The sequence below is a fragment of the Paenibacillus glycinis genome (genome assembly GCF_009909185.1).
In the GTDB taxonomy this organism is placed as follows: Bacteria; Bacillota; Bacilli; order Paenibacillales; family Paenibacillaceae; genus Paenibacillus_Z; species Paenibacillus_Z glycinis.
The window spans coordinates 380,714-402,442 of sequence record NZ_JAAAMV010000002.1; the positions used below are offsets into that span (position 1 = coordinate 380,714).

Genomic DNA, 21,729 nt, shown 5'->3' on the forward strand with positions numbered 1-21,729 from the left:
CTTGTTCAAATTTCGTCGGTTTTGACGTAAATCCACACTTCGCCCGGCTGGAAAATATGATATTTCCGTCCCGGATGGCGGTCGAACATCTCGCCGACGAAGCCGGTGATGCCCTCGCTGTTGTTCATATACATGTCGAAGTGAAGCGGAACGACCGTGCTCATCCCTACGTCGGCCGCCAGATCCGCGGCTTCCCGCGCGTTCATGTTGCCGTCGATGCCGCGCCGGTTGCGGAAGATGTCCCGGCCGTTGATGGGAAGCATGCCGATGTCGATCCGATAACCGCCCAAAGCGGCGATGAGCGATTCATGCACCAGCGTGTCGCCGGCATGATAGATCGTGATGCCGTCCCAGTCCAGCATGTAGCCAAGAAAGCGGTCCCAACCTTCGGCGTTCACGTCGCGTTCTTCATGCCAGGCCGGCATCGGATGCACCGTCAATCCGCCCCCGCACGCGTAAGGCGCGCCATGGCGAAGCGCATCGATCCGGTCCTCCGCGATGCCGATTTCCTTCAGGATGCCCGCGCAGGCGCTCGGCCCGGCGAAACGGCACGCAGGGGAAGCCTGGGCGATGGCCAGCAGCGTCCCCGGGTCCAAATGGTCCGAGTGCTCGTGCGTGATCAGCACCAAATTCAAATCGTGAAGCTTGCCCGGATCGACCGGAGGCGGGTACCTCCTCACCCACTCGGTCGGCGCCGGGTCGGCGTTTTCCGTCAAAAACGGATCGATAGCGAGCTTGAAGCCGCCCCGGCGCACGATGACGCCGACTTGTCCGATGTATTGAATCGCCGCGGATAAAAACGACATGGATAATTCCCCCTTTCATAAGCTTAGGGTAACAGAAAAACCCGCGATAGGAAACCGCGGGTTTGCGCCAAGCTTGCCGTCGATAAAGCGATTATTCGCCCTCCGGCCCGTCCTCCGCTTCGACCAAGCGCTGCAGGGCGGACATCTTATTTTCCCAAAACCGCTCGTAATACTGCAGCCAGCCGCGCAGCTCCTGCAGCGGCTGCGGCTCCAGCCGGTAACGGGTCTCGCGGCCGACCTTTCGTTCCTTGACGAGCCCGGCTTCCGATAGGATGCGCAGATGCTTCGAAACCGCCGTTCTCGTCATCGCGAAATGGCCGGTAATCGCGGTGACCGGCATTTCGCGATCGACCAGCAGCCGCAGGACCTCGCGCCGCGTCGGGTCCGCGATCGCTTGGAACACGTCGTGTTTGCCGGACGGAAGCGCCGCCATATCAGGCTTCGACGTACGTGCCGAGCTTGGCCACGATGCCGACCCAGCCTTGTCCCATCGTATCGCGCACGACGCTGTGCGGCATGTTGAATTCCGTCATGCCGTCCGCGCGCCAGCCGGAATGGATCAGCGTGCAGGAGGTCCGGCTGCCGCCCAGATCATCGAGCAGGATCGTAATCGTCCACTCCTTGCCCCAATGGAACGCGATCCGGTTCGGCTCGTCGACTTCCTTGACGACGCAAGGCTGGATGCCGAACGGACCGGCATCGATAGTGAAAGCATGGCCGACGACCGGCTCCAAATCGTTCGGCATGAACCAGGCGCTCAGCCCCTCGGACGTCGAGATGGCCGACCACACTTTCGCGATCGGCGCGTTGAAGACTTGCGATTGCCGAATGTCCGGCAGCGTGTTTTGCGTTTCCATAATAAGTACCTCTCCTTGTTCGGCGATTATATAGGCTTTATCAAGCGAAAAAGCGAAACCATTTGGTTTCGCTTTTAGTATAGGACACCATATGGTTTCGTGTCAACCTAGGCTCAGCTGCGCTTGTCTTCCTTGTCCTTGTCGATGCCATGGTCTTCCCATCTCCGGGAATACGCCTTGTTCGTCACCCAAATCGTCATCCACGTGACAATCACCGCGATGATTGCCGCCGAAATCCACACCCCTGCCGGTACGCCCATCTCGAAGTCTCTCCTTCGGCAGATCCGATTATCCGGCGCTGCCCGTCTTTTTCAGAACAGCATAACAGACTTCATAACCCGGTTCAAATGACAACATTTTGACCAAATGATTGCCCTTTGGCACAGTTCGGCGTGCAAGCGTGGACATACGGTACAAAGGAGGTGATCGTTCATGCCCAAAAAAGCGTACAAAAGCACCGCGATTCGAGGCAAAAAACGCGTTTGCGCGATGCTGGCCGCAAGCGCGCATTTGCGACCGCTCGTTCCCCGCACCATGATGCTGACCGCCGCGAACCTGTCAACGATGCTCGCCGCTTACCGGAGCGTCTACATCAAGCCCGATATCGGTTCGCTCGGCATCGGCGTTTGCAAAGCGACGTCGGAGCGCGGCGGCTACAAGCTCGTCGCGGTGAAGAACCGCAGTCAGGTCTATCGGCGTTTTCATACGATCGACGCGCTCTGCCGTTACGCGAGACGCATCGGAGGGGGCACGATGATCGTTCAGAAAGCCATACCGCTCGCTACCGTCGGCGGACGGCCGTACGATATGCGGATGATGGTGCAGCGCAAGCCCCGCGGCGCCTGGACCGTGACCGGCTCGTTCGCGAGAATCGCCCGGCCGGGCAAAATCGTCACGAATTACAGCCAGGGCGGCCGTATCCGAACCCTGAAGCAAATGTACCGCTCCAAAGGACTGACGGATGCGGCCAGCCATGCCAAAATCGCCCGGCTGACGCGAATCGCGCGGCAAACTGCCGTTTGGCTGAGCGCCAGGCGCGCCGGCATGCACGAAGTGGGCATTGATTTCGCCGACGACCGAAAAGGAAAGTTATGGATCTTGGAGGTCAACTCCAATCACCCGCAATTCCATCCGTTGCAGGTTACCGATCCGCCGGCCTACAGGCGGATGATGTCGTTCGCGAGAAGCTATGGGCGGTTCTCTGCCAAATAGCTCCTCCTCCCTTGCCTGGACAAGCCTCGAGGTGCATAATGAAGGATGCTGAACTACAATCAAGCACCGAAGCAGAAAGGAACATCACCATCGTGCAGTCATCGCCCCAATCCGCCAAATTGTCGATTTCCCCGGTCATTCCGCTCCTGATCGGCATGCTGGCCATTTCGTTCGCCCCCATTCTCGTCCGCGCCTCCGATGCGCCCGTCTCCGTGCAGGGCATGTACCGGATGCTTTTCACCTTCCTCCTGATGCTGCCGTTCGGCGCGAAACAGCTGAGGACGGTACATACGATCAGCCGCAAGGACTGGCTCCTGCTCGCCGCGGCGGGCTTTTTTCTGGCGCTTCATTTCCTGCTGTGGATGGCTTCGCTCACCTACACGTCCATCGCCAGCTCCACGATCCTGCTCGCGCTCGAGCCGGTGTTCGTCCTGATCGGCGCGTTCTTCCTGTTCAAGGACCGGCCCCACAGGTTCGCGGTCATCGGCATGCTCGTCGCGCTCGTCGGGGCCGTCAGCATCGGCTCCGGCGATATCGGCCTGTCGCAGCGCGCGTTCTTCGGCGATATGCTCTCGTTCCTCGGCGCGCTGGCGGTCGCCGTCAACATGCTGATCGCGAAGCAAATCATGCGTCGCCTCTCGTCTTATCTGTACAGCCTTATCGTCTTCGGCATTACGGCCGCCTGCTTCTTCGTCTACAACCTTATCACGGGCATCGCCATGACCGGGTATTCCCTCAAGGAATGGGGCGTCTTCCTGCTGCTCGCCGTCGTGCCGACCGTATTCGGCCACATGATCTTCAATTGGCTGCTTAAGTACGTCAAACCGGCCACGATCTCGATGACCGTGCTGGCGGAGCCCGTCGGCGCGAGCCTGCTCGGCATGCTGCTGTTCCGCGAGATGATCAGCGGCTTCCAGCTGATCGGCGGCTTGTTCATCATCGCCGGACTCGTCATTTATATGCGCGCGGAGAAGCAAGGAGCGGCCGCCGACATCGGAACGGAACAGCCGGAGACGGCCGTCGACGGCGAACCGCTGCAGGCGTAAGCCGCCGCGCGTCTCGGCTAAAAGAACCCGGAAACAAGAAAAAGCCTGATTGCTCAGGCTTTTTTCTATGGGCTGCGCCGTTAACGCATCCGCGGTCAAGCGTCCATTCCGTGCTCTTCGCGGATGCGGTACAGTCCTTGCACCATCGGCTCGGCCGGGTCGCGGTTGAGCAGGAAGTGCGCGATCAACACGTGCAGCGGTAGCGCGCAGATGTTATTGCCGTCCGTGACTGCCGTGAATCCGGCTTCCAGCACCGGTCCATGCTCCTCGTGGAGGTCCAGGTCGACGTACACTTGATCGTTCGGAAATTCTTCGCGCAGCGTTTTTGCGCAGTATGGCACGATAACGTTATCGATCAGCGCCTTGGCTTCGTCTTCCGATTGCGGAGGCATCGGCAGGAGCTTGTCCTTGCCTTCGTTGCCTTCCATCAGGTCGAAGAAGAACGACGACATCCACAGCGCGGGATCGTCGTTGTTTTGGAAAGTGTGCAGCAGCTCGCGCATGAAGAAGCCCGTCGCGTATTTGCCGCCGTCCTTCGTCTCGATTTTGAACGTGAAAATCGGTCCGTATACCTCGTGGTTCAACACCTGTCCGTCCACTTGCTCGTCCTCGAACTTAAACCGGAGCGCTTTCAAGCCATTCTCGTGCAGCGCTTGAACGACCTGCCGGAATTCGGCTTCCGATGGATTACCTTGTTCCTGCGTATCATTGGAATTGGATACGTTATTTTCTGTCGTCATGTCGAATCACCCACCAATTATCATATAATGTACGTTTTGCACTTGTCCACTTGTAATTTTACGGCAAGTCACGCGCGCGGCTCGAACAAATAGGCGGCCAGCAGCGCGGCCGTATTGGCGACGGCATCGCTATGCGTGCGTTCCATGCTGTGGGACGCGTGGACGCCGGGACCGATCAGCGCCGCCCGGATATTGCTTCCCCCGCGGAGCGCGGCGGACGCGTCCGAGCCGTAATGCGGATACACGTCGACCGCATGCGGCAGGCCTTCGCGCTTCGCGAGCGCGATCAACGCCGACGTCATCTCGTAATCGTACGGCCCCGAAGAGTCCTTGGCGCAGATGGACACGTCGTATTCCGTCGCCGAGAGGTCGTCGCCGATCGCGCCCATGTCGACCGCGATCATCTCCGTGATGTCGGGCGGGATGTACGAGCTGCCGTGGCCGACTTCCTCGTATGTCGAAATGATGATTTTGACGGTGCGCTCCGGGGCTTTTCCCTCTCGCTTCATCCATTCCAGCAGCGTGAAGAGCGCGGCAACGCTCGCCTTGTCGTCGAGATGGCGCGATTTGATCAGGCCGTTCGGAAATACGCGCGTCCGCGGATCCCAAGATACGTAATCGCCGACGCCGATGCCGAGGCTGAGCACGTCCTCCTTGCTCTTCACCGGCTCGTCGATGCGAATTTCCATATGCGCCTCTTCCCGCTTGAAATCGCGGGCGTCGGAATAGACATGCACGGACGGCTTCGTCGTCAGCACGGTGCCTTCGTACGCGCGTCCGTCGCGGGTATGCACGAGGCAATATTCGCTTTCCACCGTCGCCATCGCGTAACCGCCGACCGGGGTAATCCGGAGCGTGCCGGACGGCTTGACGGCGCGGACCATCGCGCCGAGCGTGTCGACATGCGCCGTCAGCGCGATGACCTCCCTCGGATCGGGCTTCGTTCCGGGAATCGTGATCATGCCGTTGCCCTTGGGCGTCAGCTCCAAGGCATGGCCGAGCTTCGCGGCTTCCGCTTGGATGAGTTTCATGATGGCGGCGCAATAGCCGCTCGGGCTTGGCGTTCCAAGCAATTTCTCAAGGATGTTCAACATATAAGTGCGGGCGAGATTCGGGTGCAGCGGCTGCGTCATTACGCGAAAACTCCTTTCCTAAACCTTATGACCATCATAGCCCATTCCGGGCGAAAATCCTATTTTTCACAGCCAAAGCAGCGCGACGGCAGCCGCTCCCGCGATCACCAGCAGCGTATCCCGCGGCTTCCAGACTTCCGTGACCAGCACGGTCGGATGCGCCTGCGCGCCGACGCCGCGGCTCTCGAGCGCGTCCGTTACCCCGTCGCCCAGCCGGAACAACGACAGCATGAACGGGAGCGCCGTTTCCCGGATGCGCCGGATCCCGCCCCGCCATGCGCTTCCCGGCTGCTTGCCTCTCGCGGCGGCGATCCGCGCGAACCGTTCCCACTCCGCGAGCAGGACGGGAACGAAACGGAGCAGCAGCGTGATGATCAGCAGCAGCTTCGTTCCCCAGAGCGGGATGCGGCCGAACCGGACGAAGAGCTGCTCCAGCGAGCGCCGCAGCCGCAGCGGCGTGACGGCCACCGGGAGGCCGAAGCCGAGCAGCATGACGAGCAAAGGCCGCGCGAGCGACTCCAGTGACGCCAGGCTCGCGGAACCGTCCCAGAACCCGTCCCCGTCGCCGCCATGGCCGAAACCGGCGAACAGCGAGATCGCGACCGTGAACGTCGCGATCGCATTGATCGCTCCCCGCCAACGGCGCAGCGGGATGCGGCCGAAGCCGATCGCCGCCGCGACCATGATCGCCGCGATCCCGATGGTCGGCCATCCCGACAGCTGCAGGATAGCCGTCGAGAGCAGAATATAGGTCAGCCATACCGCCCGCGCGTCGAAGCGCGCGATCGGCGACGGCCGGGAAGCGCCGGCACGCAGCGCGAATGGCGTTCTAACTGGAACGGGGGATGCGGCTGTCCGGCTTTCGGGCATGCGAGTCGAAGCCGTGCCCGTCATCATCGTGACTGACTCGGTGGCGGTGCTCGTATTCGCGGGAGGCCGCTCCTTGCTCGAGAGTCCTACTGACGGCACATCCGAGGCTGCGGTGGTTGTCTCGGCGGTGGCCCGCTCCTTGCTCGACGGTCCTACTGACGGCATATCCGAGGCTGCGGTGGTTATGTCGACGATAGGTCGCTCCTTGTTCGAGCGTCCTTCCAACGGCACATCCGAGGCTGCGGCGCTCGTGCCTGCGAGACGCCGCTGCTGGTCGGATACTCCGTTGATCCGAACACATGAGGCTGCGGTGCTTGTAAATGCAAGAGGTCGCTCTTGCGGCGATAGTACGGCGATCGCCTCCGCCAGCTCAACGGGATTCCAAACCGCTTCCGAAGATACGCCGAATCGCGCGCTTAAGGCAGCGATGCCGAACCAATCCGGCATGTCCATGCCCGCTTCCGCCAGCCAGTTCGGATTGGCCAGCAGCTCTGATTTATCGCAGGAACGGAGGCTCCCGTCCGGATGCATGAGCAGGATGCGGTCCGCGAGTTCGAACGCCCAGTCGCTCTCGTGCGAGATCAGCAGCACGCCCTGCCCTTCGTCAGCGCAGCGCCTCAGCTTGTCGCCGAGCAGTGCGTGGCCTTCGGCATCCAAGCCCGCAGTCGGCTCGTCCAGGAGCAGCCAGCTTGCGGGCGGCGCGAACAAGCAGGCAAGCGCCGTCCGCCGCCGTTCGCCGCCGCTCATCGCGTACGGATCGCGCCCCAGCCAGCTTGCGTCCCAGTTCACGGCGGCCAATGCGGCCGATATCCGCCGGCCGAGTTCCGGTTGCGGCAACGCGTACGGACGGAGCGAATAGCGAAGCTCCTCTTCGACGCTGCGCATGAACAATTGTTCTTCGGGCGATTGGCAGGAATACGCGTAGGCGAGCAGCGCCTTCGGATTCAGCTTGCCCCCCCTTCGGAGCGACCGCCGCGTTCCCTGCCGCAAGGCTGCGTCGCCGAAACTGACGGCCATGCCCTCCGGCGGGCGCAGCCCTGCGACCATCTCCATGAACCTCGTTTTGCCGGAACCGTTCGCGCCAACGAGGACGGTGATCGTCCCGCCCCTTAGCTGCAGGGACCCGTTCGCGATGGATGCTTCGGATGCGGGACCTCCGTCGCCGGCGAGCCGAATTCCCTGCAGAGTTAGACGTACGGACGGACTTCCGATCATCGTGCCGCCACCTGCCTAAGCGCCGATTCCCAATCGGCCGTCGTTTCCGGAAACGGCGGCTTCAGCTTGCCCAGGCGAGCCAGCTCGATCGCCATTCGGGAGACGTAAGGCAAACGCAGCCCGCATGCCATGCAGGGCGGCGCTTCGCTTCCGACCGCATGCGGATAATCGCGTCCGTACAGGAACTGTCCGCCGCTGCCGTCGAACACAATCCTGCCCGCCGACATGGCGACGGCCCGGTCCTTTGCCCCGATCTCCTGCAGCCGCTGCGTCACCCAAACGACGGCCGTTCCTTCGCGGTTCAGCTTCGCCGCAATCTCGCGCACGCCGCGTCTCGACTGCTCGTCGAGCATCGAGGTCGCTTCGTCGAATACGATGAGCGGCGTCCTCGAGGCGGCTGCCGCCGCAACCGCGGCGAGCTGGCGCTGACCGCCGGAGAGCTTGTCCCACGGCAGATCGGCGATGGCAAGAAGCCCGGTTTCAAGCAGGATCGCTTCCGTTTCGCGCAGGATCGCCTCCGGCGCCAGTCCCTGCCACTCCAGCGCGAAACGGATCTCTTCGCGCGGCGTCTCGGCGAACAGCTGGGCGTCGGGCTGCTGCATGACGTAGGGCGACGGCATCGTTCCGGCGAAGCCGCGGTTCCAGGTGCCCCGCACGCCGGCGATGGCCAATCCCGCGAGCAGCCGGCCAAGCGTGGATTTGCCGCTTCCGTTCACGCCGACCAGATTGACCCATTCCCCGCGGCCGAGCTCGATATTCACGTCCGCCAGCCGCGGCGCCGCTTCGCCCGTCTCGAGCAGGCGCTCGATCGAAACGTCCAGCAATATCATGTTCGTATGTAAGTTGACATCCAATCCGAATTCCCTCTTCCCAAAAGTTTACTCCCATGATAAGATGCTAATTGTTAACCAATCACAGATAACAAGGTTAACATTCGAGAGGAGAAAAAACAATGGAAACTACCCCGATCACCACCGAGCAAATCCCGATCTCGAGCGGCAATGGCGCCCATTCCGCCAATTGGATACGGAGCGTCGTCTTCACCGCCATGTTCGCTGCCCTCTTCGTCGCCTTCAGCTTCGTCAAAATCCCGCTATGGTTCACGGCCGTCCCGATTACCTTGCAGACGCTGGCCGTCATTCTCGCCGGCGGTCTCCTAGGCGCCGTTTACGGCTTTCTCAGCATCCTGATCGTCGTGCTGCTGACGGCGGCGGGACTTCCGCTTCTCGGCGGCAGCGGCGGCATCTCCGTCATCTTCGGAGCGACGGGCGGCTACATATGGATGTTTCCGTTATCCGCGCTGTTGATCGGACTCGTCAGCGACCGGCTCTTCGCCCGCACGGCGAAGCTGAACCGCGGCGGCATGACGCTGCTGTTCGCCGGAATTGTGCTGTTCAGCGTCCTGCTGGCCTATGCCGGCGGCGTACCGTGGCTGGCTTATAAAGCGAAGCTCTCGTTCGGCGCTGCCATGACGGGCGGCTGTTATCCGTTCCTGTTCGGCGACTTCGTCAAAGCCGCCGTCGGCGCCGTCATGATCGGCACGCTCCGGCCGCTGCTCGCACGACTCCGTTAACACTCGAAACCTATATCGTTGTCATGAGACGACGGATAATTTTGAAGCCCGCCTAGAAACCAAGCTCCTGCCGCAGCAATTGGGAGAGCTCGGAAAGGGTGGGCTTTTTGATTTGGATGACCAACTGATTTCCGTCGAGCGACGCGGATTGAACATGGATCGGCTTCGGCACGTAGCCGCCGAGCGGGATGACGATATCGTCGAAGTAGCGTTTCGGCAGCGTTAGGCTCTTCAGCTTCGCTTCGTCGACTGCGGCGACCAGATTGGGCTCGCTCCACCTCACCCGGTAATAGACGACGATGCCGACCGGAATGCGATCCTTTACCTTTAAATTATAGTGCGCGGCCACGCGGTCGCCTTCGAACTGAAACCGCGCGCCCGTTATCGTCACATTGGGGCCGTACTGCGGATTGGCGGCGATGAACGCTTTGCCGATGTTGTCGACATCCGCTTCCGATAGCGTAAACGTGGTGCTCAAATTGCGGACCATCGCGACGGCGCGATCCGCCAGCGAGACTTGATCGTACTGCAAGTCCAGCTTCTCGCCGGGCTTCGCGTACCGGATGACAGCCGCTCCGAGAACGGCGATCAGCAGAATCAAGACGCCGAGCGTTATCAAGCCTTTCTTCACCATTGGACGTCACCTCCGACCTTCCCTATTATAAACCTCCTCCCTCATCGCGTTCTAGTCCCGCGTACGGTACCCCCGAACGGGTAGTAGCCGCGCCCATGGAATGGACGCGGCTTGCTAATGCATGGAAGCTTTACAGGAGCATGGCTTTGCGCCATGAACCGGCTTCCGTGATGTCTTCGGACGCGGCAGCGGCATAGGCCTCGCAGGTGAACCCCGGAACCTCGGTGCCGTCGCTCAGCTCCACCTTGCCGATGCCGAGCGGCGCCGGAATCGCGGCGACGAAGCCGCCGAACGCCTGCAGCGGCATCTCCCATACTTCCAGCGCGATCGCCGCTCCGCCCTGTTCCTGCTTGATCATGCCCGGCTTCGCGGGCACGGTACGCAGCTTCACGAGCCGGTATTTCGGGGCGCTCTCCGTCTCGCGGACGAACACGGCGCCGCAGGCCAGCATTTGCTTCTCCAGCGGAAGGCCGCGCATATGCAGGCCGCAGACCGCGACCAGCGTCGTTGCCGGCGCCGCTTCGGTCGGCCGGTCCGGCTGCCGCGCCTCGGCGCGCTCGGAACCGGCTGCATCGCTACTTGCCGGTTGCGCCGGAATTTGCTCGAACGCCTCCGGTTTCATAAATGCCGGCTTGGACTCGATCGTCATGCTGTCTGGCTGTTGCGGAAGGACTTGCGCGAGCGCCTCCGTAAGCTGGGACGCAGGCTCGAACCCGCTTGCCGTCGCAGACGGCGTTAGATCCTGCGCAGGCTCTCGCTCTGCCCCCGACTCTCCGCGCACCGCATACCCGCTCCCCGCCCTATCCCTCGCATGAAGGAACGCCGCGGCCGCGCCGCAAATCAACGACTCGTTCTCCGCGGTCGCGAAGAACGTGACGCCGAACGGCGTGTCGTCCGAGGCTTCACCCGCCTGTACCGCGATGGCGGATAGATCGAGCAAATTGCAATGGTTCGTATACCGGCCCATATCGCTGTTGGTCGCGACGGGATCGCGGCGCACGTCGTCGCGCGTCCATGTTCCGCCGCAGGTCGGCAGCATCAATACGGCGTCCGCGAGCAGATGCCAAGCTTCGCGCTTGTACGCCTGCAGCTTATGCATGGCTTGGAATACCGCCGCTCCGGTGTACGCCGGCGATTCGCCCGTGCGCAGCACCTGCTCCGTCACGGGGAACGTCGCGCCGGGATGTCCCGACACGAATTCGCCGAGGTCCGCCCAGCGTTCGGCGACCCACGGACCGCCGTACAGAATCGCCGCGGCGTCCGCGAACAACGCCATGCCGACCTTGACGACCGGCAGGTTCAGCGACATCACGTCCGCGACGGCGGCTTCCCATGCCGCGCGATATTGCTCCGCGTAAGGGCCGTAGAATGCCGGCGCTTCGTCCGGCAGGCAGATCGCACTCGGCAGGCGGCCCGCTTGCGGTCGCGGGATCGATTTGGACCAAGGGTCGGATGCCTCCGCGCCGCGAGCCACCGCATCCACCGCCAGCGCGTCGTCCATGCCATGCGCGAAGACGGTCACGCAGTCGAGGCTCGCGCATGCCGGGAGGACGCCCTTGGTCGGCCAGGCGCCGAGGCTCGGCTTGTAGCCGACGAGGCCGTTAAGCGCCGCAGGGACGCGGCCGGAGCCCGCGGTATCGGTACCGAGCGCGAAGACGGCTTGCCCGCGCGCCACCGAGACGGCGGAGCCGGAGCTCGAGCCGCCGCTGATCAGCTCCGGGCGCAGCGCGTTATGCGTCTCGCCGTACGGGCTGCGCGTGCCGACGAGGCCGGTGGCGAACTGGTCCAGATTGGTTTTCCCGATCGGGATCGCGCCTGCATCGACGAGCCGCTGCACGATGACCGCGCTCCGCTCTGGGAGGAAGGCGAATTCCGGACAAGCGGCGGTCGTCGGATAGCCGGCCGCGTCGATGTTGTCTTTCACCGCGAACGGGATGCCCCAGAGCGGCAAGCGCTCCGGGTCCAACTCGTTCAAGCGTGCAACGTACGGGCCGATCCCTTCGATCGAAGGCGGCGTGATCCAGATGTTCATCGCTTCGTCGCGCCGGGAGCGCCGGATGATTTCATGCATGACGTCCGCGGGCGTCAGCTGCTTGCCGAGGTACATTTCCCTGAGCCATCCTGCGGTCAATTTGTCGGGCCAATTCACGGTCGTCATGCAATCGACACCTCTCTTTCGTTTTCTTGGACAAGGCTTACGATCAACTGGCCGGCATGCACCTCGTCGCCCGGTTTGACGAAGATCGCGGAGACGACCCCGTCGCACGGCGCCGTCTGGGAAAACTCCATCTTCATGCTTTCCTCGATGATGAGCGTCTCCCCTTTCTTCACCGCCTGGCCCGGCTCGACCAGCACTTTCCAGACGCTCCCCGGCATCGAGCACCGCACGCCGACCGCGTTCGCCGGCAGCTCATCCTCCTCGGAGGACTTCGCCGATTCGTTCTCGGACACGTATTCGGCCAGGCCAAGCGCCTTCCAGCTCTCGCGTTCGGCTTGGAACGCGGCCTGCTGGGCGCTGACGAAAGCGTCCGCGCTCTCTTCGATGGAAGCGAGGAAAGCCAGGTAGTCGCTCAGCTTGAAGGTCGTCTCCGTAATATCCGCCTCGAAACGGCCGCGCGTGAAATCTTCCCGCAGCTGCAACAGCTCGTCGCTGCTCACCGGGTAGAATCGGATCTGATCGAAGAAGCGGAGCAGCCACGGCTTGCCGGGATGGAAGCTCGCCGTCTCGCGGTTCAAATGGTTCCACATTTGAATGGTGCGGCCGACGAACTGGTACCCGCCGGGGCCTTCCATGCCGTAGATGCACATGTACGCGCCGCCGATGCCGACGGCATTCTCCGGCGTCCACGTCCGCGCGGGATTGTATTTGGTCGTGACCAGCCGGTGCCGGGGATCGATCGGCGTCGCGACCGGCGCGCCCAAGTACACGTCGCCCAAGCCGAGCACGAGATAATTGGCGTCATACACGATGCGCTGCACGTCGTCGATGCCGTCCAAGCCGTTGATGCGGCGGATAAATTCCAAGTTGCTCGGACACCACGGCGCGTCCGGCCGCACGTTCTGCTGATAGCGGTCGATGGCCAGCTGCGTCGCCGGATCGTCCCACGACAGCGGGAGGCGCACGATGCGCGACGGCACGGAGATCGATTCCAGCGGCGGCAGGCCGCGGTCCAGCTCCAGGATCCGCTCGCACGCTTCCTGCACCGTCGTCGCTTTCGGATCGATATGCACCTGCAGGGAACGGATGCCCGGCGTCAGATCCTGCACCGGAATCGCGCCGCTGCGCTCGATGGCTTCCATCAAGGCATGCACCTGGAAGCGCAGCAGCAGATCGAGCTCCATCTCCCCGTATTCCACCAAAATATTCTCGTCGCCGCTGCAGCGAATCGTGATCGGGAATCGGCGATTTTCCGTTTCGCGGTGAAGCATCGGGTAAGTAGGCACGATCTCCGTCTTCGGCTGCGGCAGGGCGGCAGGCGCCAAACTGCTCCAGGCGGCTTCGCCGATGGCGTTCAAATTCGCCTCCTGCAGCCGGCGCAGGCCGTCCGCTTCCTCCAGCGTCAGCAGCTGGAAGCGGACCTTGTCTCCCGGATGCAGCTGGCCGAGCTTCCAGAATTCCGCCGAAGCCGTCGTCACCGGACAGACGAAGCCCCCGAGGCTCGGACCGTCCGGACCGAGCAGGATCGGCATGTCTCCCGTCAAATCCAGCGTCCCGACCGCATAGGCGTTATCGTGAATGTTGGACGGATGCAGGCCGGCTTGGCCGCCGTCCTCGCGCGCCCAATGCGGCGCGGGCCCGATCAGCCGCACGCCGGTGCGCGAGCTGTTGAAATGCACCTCGAATTCCGTATTCGCCAGTTCCTTCAAATAAGAAGGCTTCAGATATTCCTCCGTGCAATGCGGGCCCGGAATGACGCCGATCGTCCATGTCCGCGTCATCGCCGGACGGTCGATCTCGCGGAGCTGACTCCGCGACAGGTTCGTTTCGCGGCCGCGATTCACGTTAAGCACGTCTCCCGCTCGCAGCGCGCGGCCGCCGTGTCCGCCGAAGCCGCCCAGCGTGAAGGTCGCGGCGCTCCCCAATGTCTTGGGCATATCGAAACCGCCCGCGATCAGCAAGTAGCTTCGCATGCCGGTCTTCGCTTCGCCGAAGCGAAGCTCCTGTCCCCGGCGGACCAGGACGGGTTCATACATCGGCACGGGCGCGTCGTCCAGCTCGGCTCCCATGTCCGCCCCCGTCAAGCAAATCCGCATCTCGCTGCGAAACTTATACGCGCCCCCGCGCAAGGTCAGCTCCAGCCCGGAAGCGTCCTCCGGGTTGCCGAGGAGCTGGTTCCCCATGCGGAACGACAGCGGATCCATCGGCCCGCACGGAGGCACGCCGACATCCCAATACCCGGTGCGCCCCGGCCAATCCTGCACCGTCGTCTGCACGCCGCCGTCGAGGACCTCGATCGCGTGCTGGGACGGCTCGAAGCCGTTCAGCAGCTGCGTGTACACGTTGCCGCTCAGACATGCTTCCTCGTCGAGCAATGACCGCACGTATTGCAGATTCGTCGTAATGCCGTACAGTCGCGTCTCGTCGAGCGCCGCTCTCAGCTTGGCGATGGCGTCTTCGCGGTTCTCGCCGCGCACGATGATTTTGGCCAGCATCGGGTCGTAGAGCGTCGTGACCGCGATGCCGTCGCGCACCCAGGTTTCCACACGCGCGTTCGGCGCGAATCTCGCTTGGTCGAGCTTGCCCGCGCTGGGGCGGAAATTTTGCAGGCTGTCCTCCGCGTAGATCCGCGCTTGGATGCTGTGGCCGACCGTACGCGGAACGAGCGATTCGAGACCGCGCAGCTCGTCCGCCGCTTCCCTTACCATCCATTCCACGAGATCGACGCCGAGCACTTCCTCCGTCACGCCGTGCTCCACCTGAAGCCGCGTGTTGACCTCGAGGAAATAGAAGCGACAGGCTTCGGGGTCGTACAAATATTCGATCGTGCCGGCGCTGCGGTAGCCGACCTCGGACGCCAGGCGTTTCGCCGACGCGAACATCTCTTGGCGGACGGCGTCCGGCAGATTCGGCGCCGGGCTCTCCTCGATCACCTTCTGGTTGCGGCGCTGGATCGAGCAATCCCGCTCGCCCAGCGTCACGACCTCGCCGAACCGGTTGCCGAAGATTTGCACCTCGACGTGGCGCGCTTTCGCGATGTATTTCTCGAGGAAAATGCCGCCGTTCTTGAAGTTCGTCTCCGCCAAATGGCGCACGCCGTCGAACGCCTCGCGCAGCGCGCGCTCGTCCGCGCAGACGCGCATGCCGATGCCGCCGCCGCCCGCCGTGCTCTTGAGGATCACCGGGTACCCGATCGCTTCCGCCTGCGAGAGCGCTTCGGCCAGCTCCGAGATCAGCCCCGTGCCCGGCAGCATCGGAACGCCCGCGCGTTCGGCGATTGCCCGCGCCGAATGCTTCAGGCCGAACTGCTCCATCTGCTCCGGCGTCGGTCCGATGAAAGCGATGCCTTGCTCCCGGCAGGCACGCGCGAACGCGGCGTTCTCGCTCAGGAAGCCGTAGCCCGGATGAATGGCCTGCGCGCCTGTTTCTTTCGCGGTGCGCAGAATCCGCTCGACGTCCAGATAGCTTTCCTTGGCCGGTCCCGCTCCGATCAGGACCGCTTCGTCGGCGCCGTCCACGTGCAGGCTGTCTTGGTCGGCGGTCGTATAAACGGCGACGGATCGAATGCCGAGCTTGCGAAGCGTGCGTTCGATGCGAACGGCGATGGCGCCGCGATTGGCGATGAGTACTTTCGTGAACATGTCAGGTCCCTCCCGGTTATCCGTGTCTCTCTATGGGTTCCAAATCAATACGCGAATCGGCGTCGGATTATAGGCGTTGCAAGGGTTGTTGAGCTGCGGGCAGTTGCTGATCAGCACCGTCGTGCGGGCGATCGCCTCCATCTCCACGTAGCAGCCAGGCGCCGAGACGCCGTCCGCGAAGGTCAAGCCGCCGTCCGGCGTGACCGGCACGTTCATGAAGAAGTTCACGTTCGGCGCGAGGTCGCGCTTGCCGTAATCGCCGCCGTGTTTCGCCAGCTGCAGCATGAACGTGTCGCGGCAATTATGCATCTGCAGCTTCTCGTGCGCGTAGCGGACCGTATTGCTCTGGGCGGAGCAGGAGCCGCCTACCGTATCGTGACGGCCGCAGGTATCGGCGACGATCTTCGCGAGCGGCTTGCCGGATTCCGCGCGCAGCACGGAGCCGGTCGTCAGGTAGATGTTGCCCTGGCCCGCGATCGTCGCGACCGCGCTGTAGTGATCCTCGGGGTTGTCGGCGTCGAAGAACAGCGTATCCGCCGCTTGGTTGCCTTCCAGATCCACGATGCGAAGCACCTGGCCCGGTTCCAGCACCTTCATCCAACCATCGCCGGCCAGAACGGTTTCGTCGACGATCGCCTGCGCTTCCATCAAGTCGCTTTCGTAACGGATAAATGCGGTCATGGATTAGTCCTCCTAAAAGTTTTTGCGAGCTTTCCGAGATTCATCTCGGCGAGCAAAAACTCGCATCGAAAGCATACGCTAAGTTTTTGCGAGCTTCCGTAGATTCATCTCGGCGAGCAAAAACTCGCTTCGAAAGCATACGCTAAGTTTTTGCGAGCCTCCGTAGATTCATCTCGGCGAGCAAAAACTCGCTTCGAAAGCATACGCTAGGTTTTACGCGATGCGGAACTTGCCCGTTATCCCCTTACTTTCCCGCCAACAAGTGATATTCCGCCGTATTCTCGAACGCGCGGCGGTTCTCGCCGCGGTAATTGCAGCAGTAATCCGTCGCCGCGTCGAAAGCCGGTGCCAGACTGACGTCGAGCTTGACGGCGGCCGTCGGATATGCCGTGCTCGGGTTGAGCGGGTTCGGCGTATTCGACAGCACGATCAGCACGTCCATGTCGGTACGGAGCGTGACGGTCGCGCCTTCCTGGCAATGCGCGGCATCGTAGATCATGCGGCCTTCCTCGTCGCATGCGACTTTCGCGAACAGATTCACGACCGGACCGAGGTCGCGAACGCCGAGCCCGCTGCGCACCAGCTCCACGGCGAAGTTCTCGTAGCCGCTCCGCAGCCAATCGTTGCGCAGCGTCTGGTAATCGGTCGCGCCGTACTTGGCATCCGTGCTTTCCCGGGTCGTATAGCCGCTGATCGTATCGTGCCAGCCGAGATCGTCGCCGACGAAGCTCGCGAGCGCGCGCCCGTTGTCGCTCATCAGCACGTTGCCGCGCGTCAAGCGCGCCGTGTACTGGGCTTTCAACGAATCCGGCATGTTGTAGCGCTCCGTCAAATCGTTGGCGTTGAACAGCATCATCGATACGTTCGCGTCCCGCTGCAGCGCCGTGAACGCGAGCAGCCGGCCTTTCGCGATGACGCCGGACCATTTGTCCCCTGGCGCGAGCGTTTTGCTCCATAAGCTTGACATTGAAATACCCTCCTTTGATGGTCGCGGACTGGGAGAAAGAGCGTCCCTGCTCGCCCGTACGCCTGCTTCTCTCGCCATGCGGGAAAACAAAAAAGCCTGAGAGCGCGACCTCCCAGGCTTTTATCCTTCCGTGTTATGCGGGCCGCTCACGCGCCGGGCGCGTTCCGTTTCTCCGCACGCTATCTCTTGGACCAGGCTTGACGGACGCGGATGCGGTCGTCAACGGAACCCTAGATAGCTTGTTGTTCTCAATAGCTGACATGAGAACCCATATGCAGTTGTGTTTACCTGCTGTTGATCCTCATTATAGAGGCGCCTCCGACGATATGTCAATCTCCGTGTCAGGTTTTGTTACATTGAAACCCAAATCGGCTCGTCATTAACGCTTCGGAAGCGACCGAACGTATCGGTCGGACAAGTCCATCAGCTTCAGGATGTAATCGTAATCCTTCCGGTACGGCTCCAGATCCTTGACCGGCTCGAGCGTCCGGATGTCGACGGCGGTCCCGTCGTCGAAGCCCTTGCCCGGCACGAACATCACGTCGTCGTTGAAAAACGACCCGGTCGGCAAATAATAGCGCGAGCCGACGACGTTGCGATCGATGTTCAACAGGTCATGGCCGAACGCCGTGAAATGCTCCTGCTGCAGCGAGATGCCGAGCAAATTGGCGATCGTAGGCATGATGTCCAGCTGGCCGCCGACCTGATCCACGACCTTGCCCTGCTGCTCGCCCGGCAGATGCACGATGAGCGGAATATTGAACCGCGTCACCTGCGGATCGTACTTGATGCCGAGCGTTCGGCTGACCAGATCGGGGTCGTTATCGGTAGGCTGCAGGCCGAAGTGGTCCCCGTACAGCACGAGCACGGTATCTTCCCACAGTCCCTCGCTCTTCAGCCGGTCGATCAAGGTGCCGATCGCGTAATCCGTATAATTGACGGCGAGCAAATAATTGCCCAGCTGCGTGCCCTTCAGCTTCGCGGGGAGCGTCATCTTCACGCGGTCCGCCGGCACCTCGAACGGGAAGTGGCTGGACACCGTGATGAGCTGGCCGTAGAACGGCTGCTTGCTCTTGTCGATCTCGCTCAGCTTGTCGACGGCGACGCGGTACAGCTCCTCGTCGGACGCGCCGAAGCTGTTGAATTTATCGTTCTTGTAGTACGGCTTGTCGTAATAGTGGTTGAAATTAAGCGCCGCGTAGAGCTTGTTGCGGTCCCAGAACGTCACGTCGTTGACGTGGAACGTATCGGCCACGTAGCCGTTCTGCTGCAGGAGCCGCGGCAGGCTCGGAATATTGCGGTCGCCGTAGCCCGTCGACATCGCGATCTTGGCGGTCGGATAGATCGACGTGTTGGACATGAATTCCGCATCGGACGTATTGCCTTGGCCGATTTGTTGGAAAATATGCGGGAAATAGAAGCTGCCCTCGGCCAGCTTGTTCAGCGTCGGGGTGATCTCCTTGCCCTCCAGCTTCAGATGGATCGGGAAGTTCTGGAACGCCTCCATTTGGATGACGATGACGTTCTTCCCTTTCTCCGAGCCGAAATAGGCCGGCGTCTCGCTCGGCTTGTCCCGGTACGGGAAGGTCGCCTGCAGGTCGGCCGCCTGCTTGACGAATTCCGCCGTGTTGCCCTCCGCGGCAATGCTGTTGTCCTTCGCCGCCTTGATGGCCGCGGATACCTGGTAGTTCAGGAAGCCTTCGTCCTCCGCCTCGACCAGCTCGTTCTCGATCGGCATGCCGATCTGGATGATCCGGGCCGAAGCGACGAGGCAGAGGATGAACAGGACGCTCAGCACGACCCGGTACATCGGCGTCGCGGGCACGAAGCGCCGTCTGCCGCTGTCGCGGCGGCGCCTCAACCCGATCGCGGCATAGAGCCATAACGCGAGTCCGAGCACCAGGTCCGGGAAGAACCAATAGTGGCTCCATTTGATCGTGGATTCCACGCTGTCGCCGATCTTGGCGACCTGATGCAGCTCGTAAAGCGCCGAGTAGGTCGGAACCGAGCCGAAATGCTCGAAATACACGGCCGACGAGAACAGCAGCACCGACACGAGCAGATTCAATCCGCCGTAGGCCCACACTTTGAACCGGGCCGGCGTCGCAAGCTCCAGCGCGCATAAGAGCACGAGCAGCGCCGACGCGTCCGCCGCAAGCCGCGGCCATTTGATCTCGCCGAACAGAAAATACCGCAGCAGCGCCAGCTTGACCAAAAGAACGACGACGGCGACGTAGAACAAGGGGATGCGCGACTTGCGCTCCCCGCGATTCAGGCGAGACAAGGCGTTTGATTTTGATGTGGCATTGCGCATAAGCGAACGACAAACCTTCTTTCCTTACATGCTGAACCGCTGACGGTAGCCGCATTTGCGGCAGAGCTCTTCCACCACTTCGCGGCGGGAGAAACCGTCGTACAGCCGGTTCGCCCTCTCCCCTTCGACGATTTCCGAGAACGGGGTTTGATGGATGTTGCCGAGATTGATGACGCCTTCGCCGTCCAGGCAGCAAGGGATTACCGTACCGTCCACGAGGACGCCGGCCTGGTTGCGAAGGCCATGGCAGAAGCCTTTGCTTTCGTCTTCCTTCTCCTTTAGATCCGGCCATTTGAACTCGTGATCGTGATTCAGATAGACGCGTTCGGCGAGCTTGATGCCCTTGCCCCGCGTGAACTGGTCCTGGATGCGGAAGTCCAGGCCGAATTCGCGCTCGAGCCGGTCCAGGATGTCCTGGTTGCGCTGGCGCTCGACGTTCGTCGCGTTATCCTCGGTCAGGTTCCACAGCCGCAGCGAGATCAGCACGTCCGACGCGGCGACGGCTTCCTTGACGAACGTCAGCACTTTGCCGAGGTAGCCTTCCTTGTCGACCGAGCCTTCGTGGCCGTCGAAGCTGTGCAGCGAGAAATTGATCTGCCGCAGCGCCGGCTTGCCGAGGATTTTGGGACCCGCTTTATGCAGGAGCGTGCCGTTCGAGGTCAGGTTCACCTTGAAGCCGCGTTCATGGGCCAGGTCGAGCAGCACGTCGATCTTGGGATGCAGCAGGGGTTCGCCTTTGACATGAAAATAAATATGGTCGGCATGCGGCCGGATCTCGTCCAGCGTCTTCGTGAAATCGTCGACGGCGATGAAGCCCTTCGCGCGCCCGGTAGGCGGACAGAACGAGCAGGCCAGGTTGCAGACGCTCGTGATTTCGATATAAAATTTTTTGAATGTTTTCATGCGGTCGTAAGCCCCGTTTCCTTCGTTCAACCTGTCATGGTTTGCGATAACATACCCCTGCATTATATGACGTTCGCCTAAAGCCTGTCCACTTTCGAGGCCCGCGCCGCCCGACGCGTCCCGATAAACAAAGAAACAGGACCTCGTGAAGAGGTCCTGCGTGTATGGGCTCCGATCCGAATTTGCAAGCGTTTTCGGCGATCGTTATGCTTCTTGCAGCAGGTTGTGCATCTCGTCCTTCGTTCGTTCGACCTTCAGCACGTGCTCGACGGAAATATCCGACTTGTTCTCGTTGCGGAAGGTAGCTCCCTCTAGTCGATAACCGTTCGCCCTGGCCATGGAGTAGAACGCGCACAGCTGGTTGGCAATCCGCACGGCCTGGTCTTTGTTCGCGGCCGTATATAACGTATTGCCGAAACTGAGTGGATTGTTGTTGCTTTGGATGTTGACATGGAAGGCTTCAGCTTCGCCGTTCACCTGCTTCACCAAGATTTGATTGTTGTAACAGTTCAACAGATAATGGACTGTCATGTCATTCACCGCCTAATCACTTTGTTTCGGCCCGCTTCCGCTTGCCGTACTCCTTATTACACGGGCCATGCCGGAATGAAACGCCGGCGTCCGCCCGCTTTTATTCTATTCCTCCGCCTCGGAGAAATGCTCCCGGCAGAACGCTTCCAGCACTCGTTCTTCCTCGTCTTCCAATTCGGCGTCGACGAAGGCGTCGTTCAGCCGCTTGTACAGCTCGTACTTGACGATGCCGCCGCTCTCTCCGTCCACGCGGTATATGGCCCTGACATACAAGCCGCCTGCGACATGCAGGTCGTCGTCCTCGGCGAGTTCGATCTCGAGCCTGAATTCATACCGGTCGCCGGACAATATGCCGAACGGATCCTTGATCTTTTCTACGGTGTACGCTTCGATTTCCATGTATGTACCTCATCCTTCCAGACGTCGTAGCCCCCATTATACCGTTTTC

The 21,729-nt window shown here is 61.7% G+C and carries 20 protein-coding genes and 1 riboswitch; of the genes, 3 read left to right on the forward strand and 17 right to left on the reverse strand.

Translation table 11 applies throughout. The annotated features are described in order from the left end of the window. Positions 1–5: 5 nt before the first annotated feature. The 4 genes from GT019_RS05755 to GT019_RS05770 all read right to left on the reverse strand — a co-directional run bounded on the left by GT019_RS05755 (position 6) and on the right by GT019_RS05770 (position 1,923). Positions 6–806, reverse strand: coding sequence for an MBL fold metallo-hydrolase (locus tag GT019_RS05755; RefSeq protein WP_161741789.1), 801 nt, complete (start codon positions 804–806; stop codon positions 6–8). 91 nt (positions 807–897) lie between these two features. Then, complete coding sequence (locus tag GT019_RS05760) at positions 898–1,239, reverse strand: ArsR/SmtB family transcription factor (RefSeq protein WP_161741790.1); 342 nt, start codon at positions 1,237–1,239, stop codon at positions 898–900. A 1-nt stretch (position 1,240) separates the two neighbouring features. Continuing rightward, positions 1,241–1,663, reverse strand: a complete 423-nt coding sequence (locus GT019_RS05765; RefSeq protein ID WP_161741791.1) for an SRPBCC family protein — start codon at positions 1,661–1,663, stop codon at positions 1,241–1,243. Positions 1,664–1,776: 113 nt separating this feature from the next. Next, the gene (locus GT019_RS05770; protein ID WP_161741792.1) at positions 1,777–1,923 is read right to left on the reverse strand and encodes a hypothetical protein; all 147 of its coding nucleotides are present in this window, start codon (positions 1,921–1,923) and stop codon (positions 1,777–1,779) included. 172 nt (positions 1,924–2,095) lie between these two features. Between GT019_RS05770 and GT019_RS05775 the strand changes: the two genes are divergently transcribed. Further along, positions 2,096–2,875: a YheC/YheD family protein gene (locus GT019_RS05775; RefSeq protein ID WP_161741793.1), complete on the forward strand. Its 780-nt coding sequence runs from the start codon at positions 2,096–2,098 to the stop codon at positions 2,873–2,875. A 92-nt stretch (positions 2,876–2,967) separates the two neighbouring features. Further along, positions 2,968–3,921 carry a DMT family transporter gene (locus GT019_RS05780; RefSeq protein ID WP_328803914.1) on the forward strand — a complete coding sequence of 318 codons (954 nt, stop codon included), beginning with the start codon at positions 2,968–2,970 and terminating at the stop codon, positions 3,919–3,921. Positions 3,922–4,016: 95 nt separating this feature from the next. On the opposite strand, the gene GT019_RS05785 is transcribed toward GT019_RS05780, so the two are convergent. The 4 genes from GT019_RS05785 to GT019_RS05800 form a co-directional block, all read right to left on the reverse strand. Further along, positions 4,017–4,661: a hypothetical protein gene (locus GT019_RS05785; RefSeq protein ID WP_201755252.1), complete on the reverse strand. Its 645-nt coding sequence runs from the start codon at positions 4,659–4,661 to the stop codon at positions 4,017–4,019. A 68-nt stretch (positions 4,662–4,729) separates the two neighbouring features. Next, the gene (locus GT019_RS05790) at positions 4,730–5,794 is read right to left on the reverse strand and encodes a M42 family metallopeptidase (RefSeq protein ID WP_161741795.1); all 1,065 of its coding nucleotides are present in this window, start codon (positions 5,792–5,794) and stop codon (positions 4,730–4,732) included. A gap of 66 nt (positions 5,795–5,860) precedes the next feature. Continuing rightward, on the reverse strand, positions 5,861–7,879 hold the full coding sequence (locus tag GT019_RS05795) for an ATP-binding cassette domain-containing protein (RefSeq protein WP_161741796.1): 2,019 nt from the start codon (positions 7,877–7,879) through the stop codon (positions 5,861–5,863). After that, complete coding sequence (locus GT019_RS05800) at positions 7,876–8,733, reverse strand: energy-coupling factor ABC transporter ATP-binding protein (RefSeq protein WP_161741797.1); 858 nt, start codon at positions 8,731–8,733, stop codon at positions 7,876–7,878. The genes GT019_RS05795 and GT019_RS05800 overlap by 4 nt, the downstream gene beginning before the upstream one ends. Before the next feature lie 98 nt (positions 8,734–8,831). Between GT019_RS05800 and GT019_RS05805 the strand changes: the two genes are divergently transcribed. Further along, positions 8,832–9,452, forward strand: coding sequence for a biotin transporter BioY (locus tag GT019_RS05805; protein WP_161741798.1), 621 nt, complete (start codon positions 8,832–8,834; stop codon positions 9,450–9,452). A 52-nt stretch (positions 9,453–9,504) separates the two neighbouring features. On the opposite strand, the gene GT019_RS05810 is transcribed toward GT019_RS05805, so the two are convergent. The 9 genes from GT019_RS05810 to GT019_RS05850 form a co-directional block, all read right to left on the reverse strand. Beyond that, the gene (locus GT019_RS05810; RefSeq protein WP_161741799.1) at positions 9,505–10,086 is read right to left on the reverse strand and encodes a hypothetical protein; all 582 of its coding nucleotides are present in this window, start codon (positions 10,084–10,086) and stop codon (positions 9,505–9,507) included. 130 nt (positions 10,087–10,216) lie between these two features. After that, complete coding sequence (locus GT019_RS05815) at positions 10,217–12,244, reverse strand: allophanate hydrolase (RefSeq protein ID WP_161741800.1); 2,028 nt, start codon at positions 12,242–12,244, stop codon at positions 10,217–10,219. Further along, complete coding sequence (uca, locus tag GT019_RS05820) at positions 12,241–15,885, reverse strand: urea carboxylase (protein WP_161741801.1); 3,645 nt, start codon at positions 15,883–15,885, stop codon at positions 12,241–12,243. Before uca ends, GT019_RS05815 begins: the two co-directional genes overlap by 4 nt. A 30-nt stretch (positions 15,886–15,915) precedes the next feature. Then, entirely contained in the window at positions 15,916–16,566 is a 651-nt protein-coding gene (locus tag GT019_RS05825; RefSeq protein WP_161741802.1) for an urea amidolyase associated protein UAAP2, read from the reverse strand. A 244-nt stretch (positions 16,567–16,810) separates the two neighbouring features. Beyond that, positions 16,811–17,533 carry an urea amidolyase associated protein UAAP1 gene (locus GT019_RS05830; RefSeq protein WP_161741803.1) on the reverse strand — a complete coding sequence of 241 codons (723 nt, stop codon included), beginning with the start codon at positions 17,531–17,533 and terminating at the stop codon, positions 16,811–16,813. Between the two features lie 107 nt (positions 17,534–17,640). After that, positions 17,641–17,778, reverse strand: a riboswitch (guanidine-I (ykkC/yxkD leader). A gap of 134 nt (positions 17,779–17,912) precedes the next feature. Further along, on the reverse strand, positions 17,913–19,847 hold the full coding sequence (locus GT019_RS05835; RefSeq protein ID WP_161741804.1) for an LTA synthase family protein: 1,935 nt from the start codon (positions 19,845–19,847) through the stop codon (positions 17,913–17,915). Between the two features lie 24 nt (positions 19,848–19,871). Next, a complete protein-coding gene (locus GT019_RS05840) occupies positions 19,872–20,750 on the reverse strand; it encodes a radical SAM/SPASM domain-containing protein (RefSeq protein ID WP_161741805.1) in 879 nt (292 codons plus the stop codon). Positions 20,751–20,954: 204 nt separating this feature from the next. Next, positions 20,955–21,281, reverse strand: coding sequence for a hypothetical protein (locus GT019_RS05845; protein ID WP_161741806.1), 327 nt, complete (start codon positions 21,279–21,281; stop codon positions 20,955–20,957). 105 nt (positions 21,282–21,386) lie between these two features. Further along, on the reverse strand, positions 21,387–21,680 hold the full coding sequence (locus tag GT019_RS05850; protein ID WP_161741807.1) for a DUF6509 family protein: 294 nt from the start codon (positions 21,678–21,680) through the stop codon (positions 21,387–21,389). Positions 21,681–21,729: the final 49 nt, after the last annotated feature.

Bases quoted from the DNA above. Each gene is read 5' to 3' on its own strand.
- GT019_RS05755 (WP_161741789.1), bottom strand. From the start codon at position 806: ATGTCGTTTTTATCCGCGGCGATTCAATACATCGGACAAGTCGGCGTC.
- GT019_RS05760 (WP_161741790.1), bottom strand. From the start codon at position 1,239: ATGGCGGCGCTTCCGTCCGGCAAACACGACGTGTTCCAAGCGATCGCG.
- GT019_RS05765 (WP_161741791.1), bottom strand. From the start codon at position 1,663: ATGGAAACGCAAAACACGCTGCCGGACATTCGGCAATCGCAAGTCTTC.
- GT019_RS05770 (WP_161741792.1), bottom strand. From the start codon at position 1,923: ATGGGCGTACCGGCAGGGGTGTGGATTTCGGCGGCAATCATCGCGGTG.
- GT019_RS05775 (WP_161741793.1), top strand. From the start codon at position 2,096: ATGCCCAAAAAAGCGTACAAAAGCACCGCGATTCGAGGCAAAAAACGC.
- GT019_RS05785 (WP_201755252.1), bottom strand. From the start codon at position 4,661: ATGACGACAGAAAATAACGTATCCAATTCCAATGATACGCAGGAACAA.
- GT019_RS05790 (WP_161741795.1), bottom strand. From the start codon at position 5,794: ATGACGCAGCCGCTGCACCCGAATCTCGCCCGCACTTATATGTTGAAC.
- GT019_RS05795 (WP_161741796.1), bottom strand. From the start codon at position 7,879: ATGATCGGAAGTCCGTCCGTACGTCTAACTCTGCAGGGAATTCGGCTC.
- GT019_RS05805 (WP_161741798.1), top strand. From the start codon at position 8,832: ATGGAAACTACCCCGATCACCACCGAGCAAATCCCGATCTCGAGCGGC.
- GT019_RS05810 (WP_161741799.1), bottom strand. From the start codon at position 10,086: ATGGTGAAGAAAGGCTTGATAACGCTCGGCGTCTTGATTCTGCTGATC.
- GT019_RS05815 (WP_161741800.1), bottom strand. From the start codon at position 12,244: ATGACGACCGTGAATTGGCCCGACAAATTGACCGCAGGATGGCTCAGG.
- uca (WP_161741801.1), bottom strand. From the start codon at position 15,885: ATGTTCACGAAAGTACTCATCGCCAATCGCGGCGCCATCGCCGTTCGC.
- GT019_RS05825 (WP_161741802.1), bottom strand. From the start codon at position 16,566: ATGACCGCATTTATCCGTTACGAAAGCGACTTGATGGAAGCGCAGGCG.
- GT019_RS05830 (WP_161741803.1), bottom strand. From the start codon at position 17,533: ATGTCAAGCTTATGGAGCAAAACGCTCGCGCCAGGGGACAAATGGTCC.
- GT019_RS05835 (WP_161741804.1), bottom strand. From the start codon at position 19,847: ATGCGCAATGCCACATCAAAATCAAACGCCTTGTCTCGCCTGAATCGC.
- GT019_RS05840 (WP_161741805.1), bottom strand. From the start codon at position 20,750: ATGAAAACATTCAAAAAATTTTATATCGAAATCACGAGCGTCTGCAAC.
- GT019_RS05845 (WP_161741806.1), bottom strand. From the start codon at position 21,281: ATGACAGTCCATTATCTGTTGAACTGTTACAACAATCAAATCTTGGTG.
- GT019_RS05850 (WP_161741807.1), bottom strand. From the start codon at position 21,680: ATGGAAATCGAAGCGTACACCGTAGAAAAGATCAAGGATCCGTTCGGC.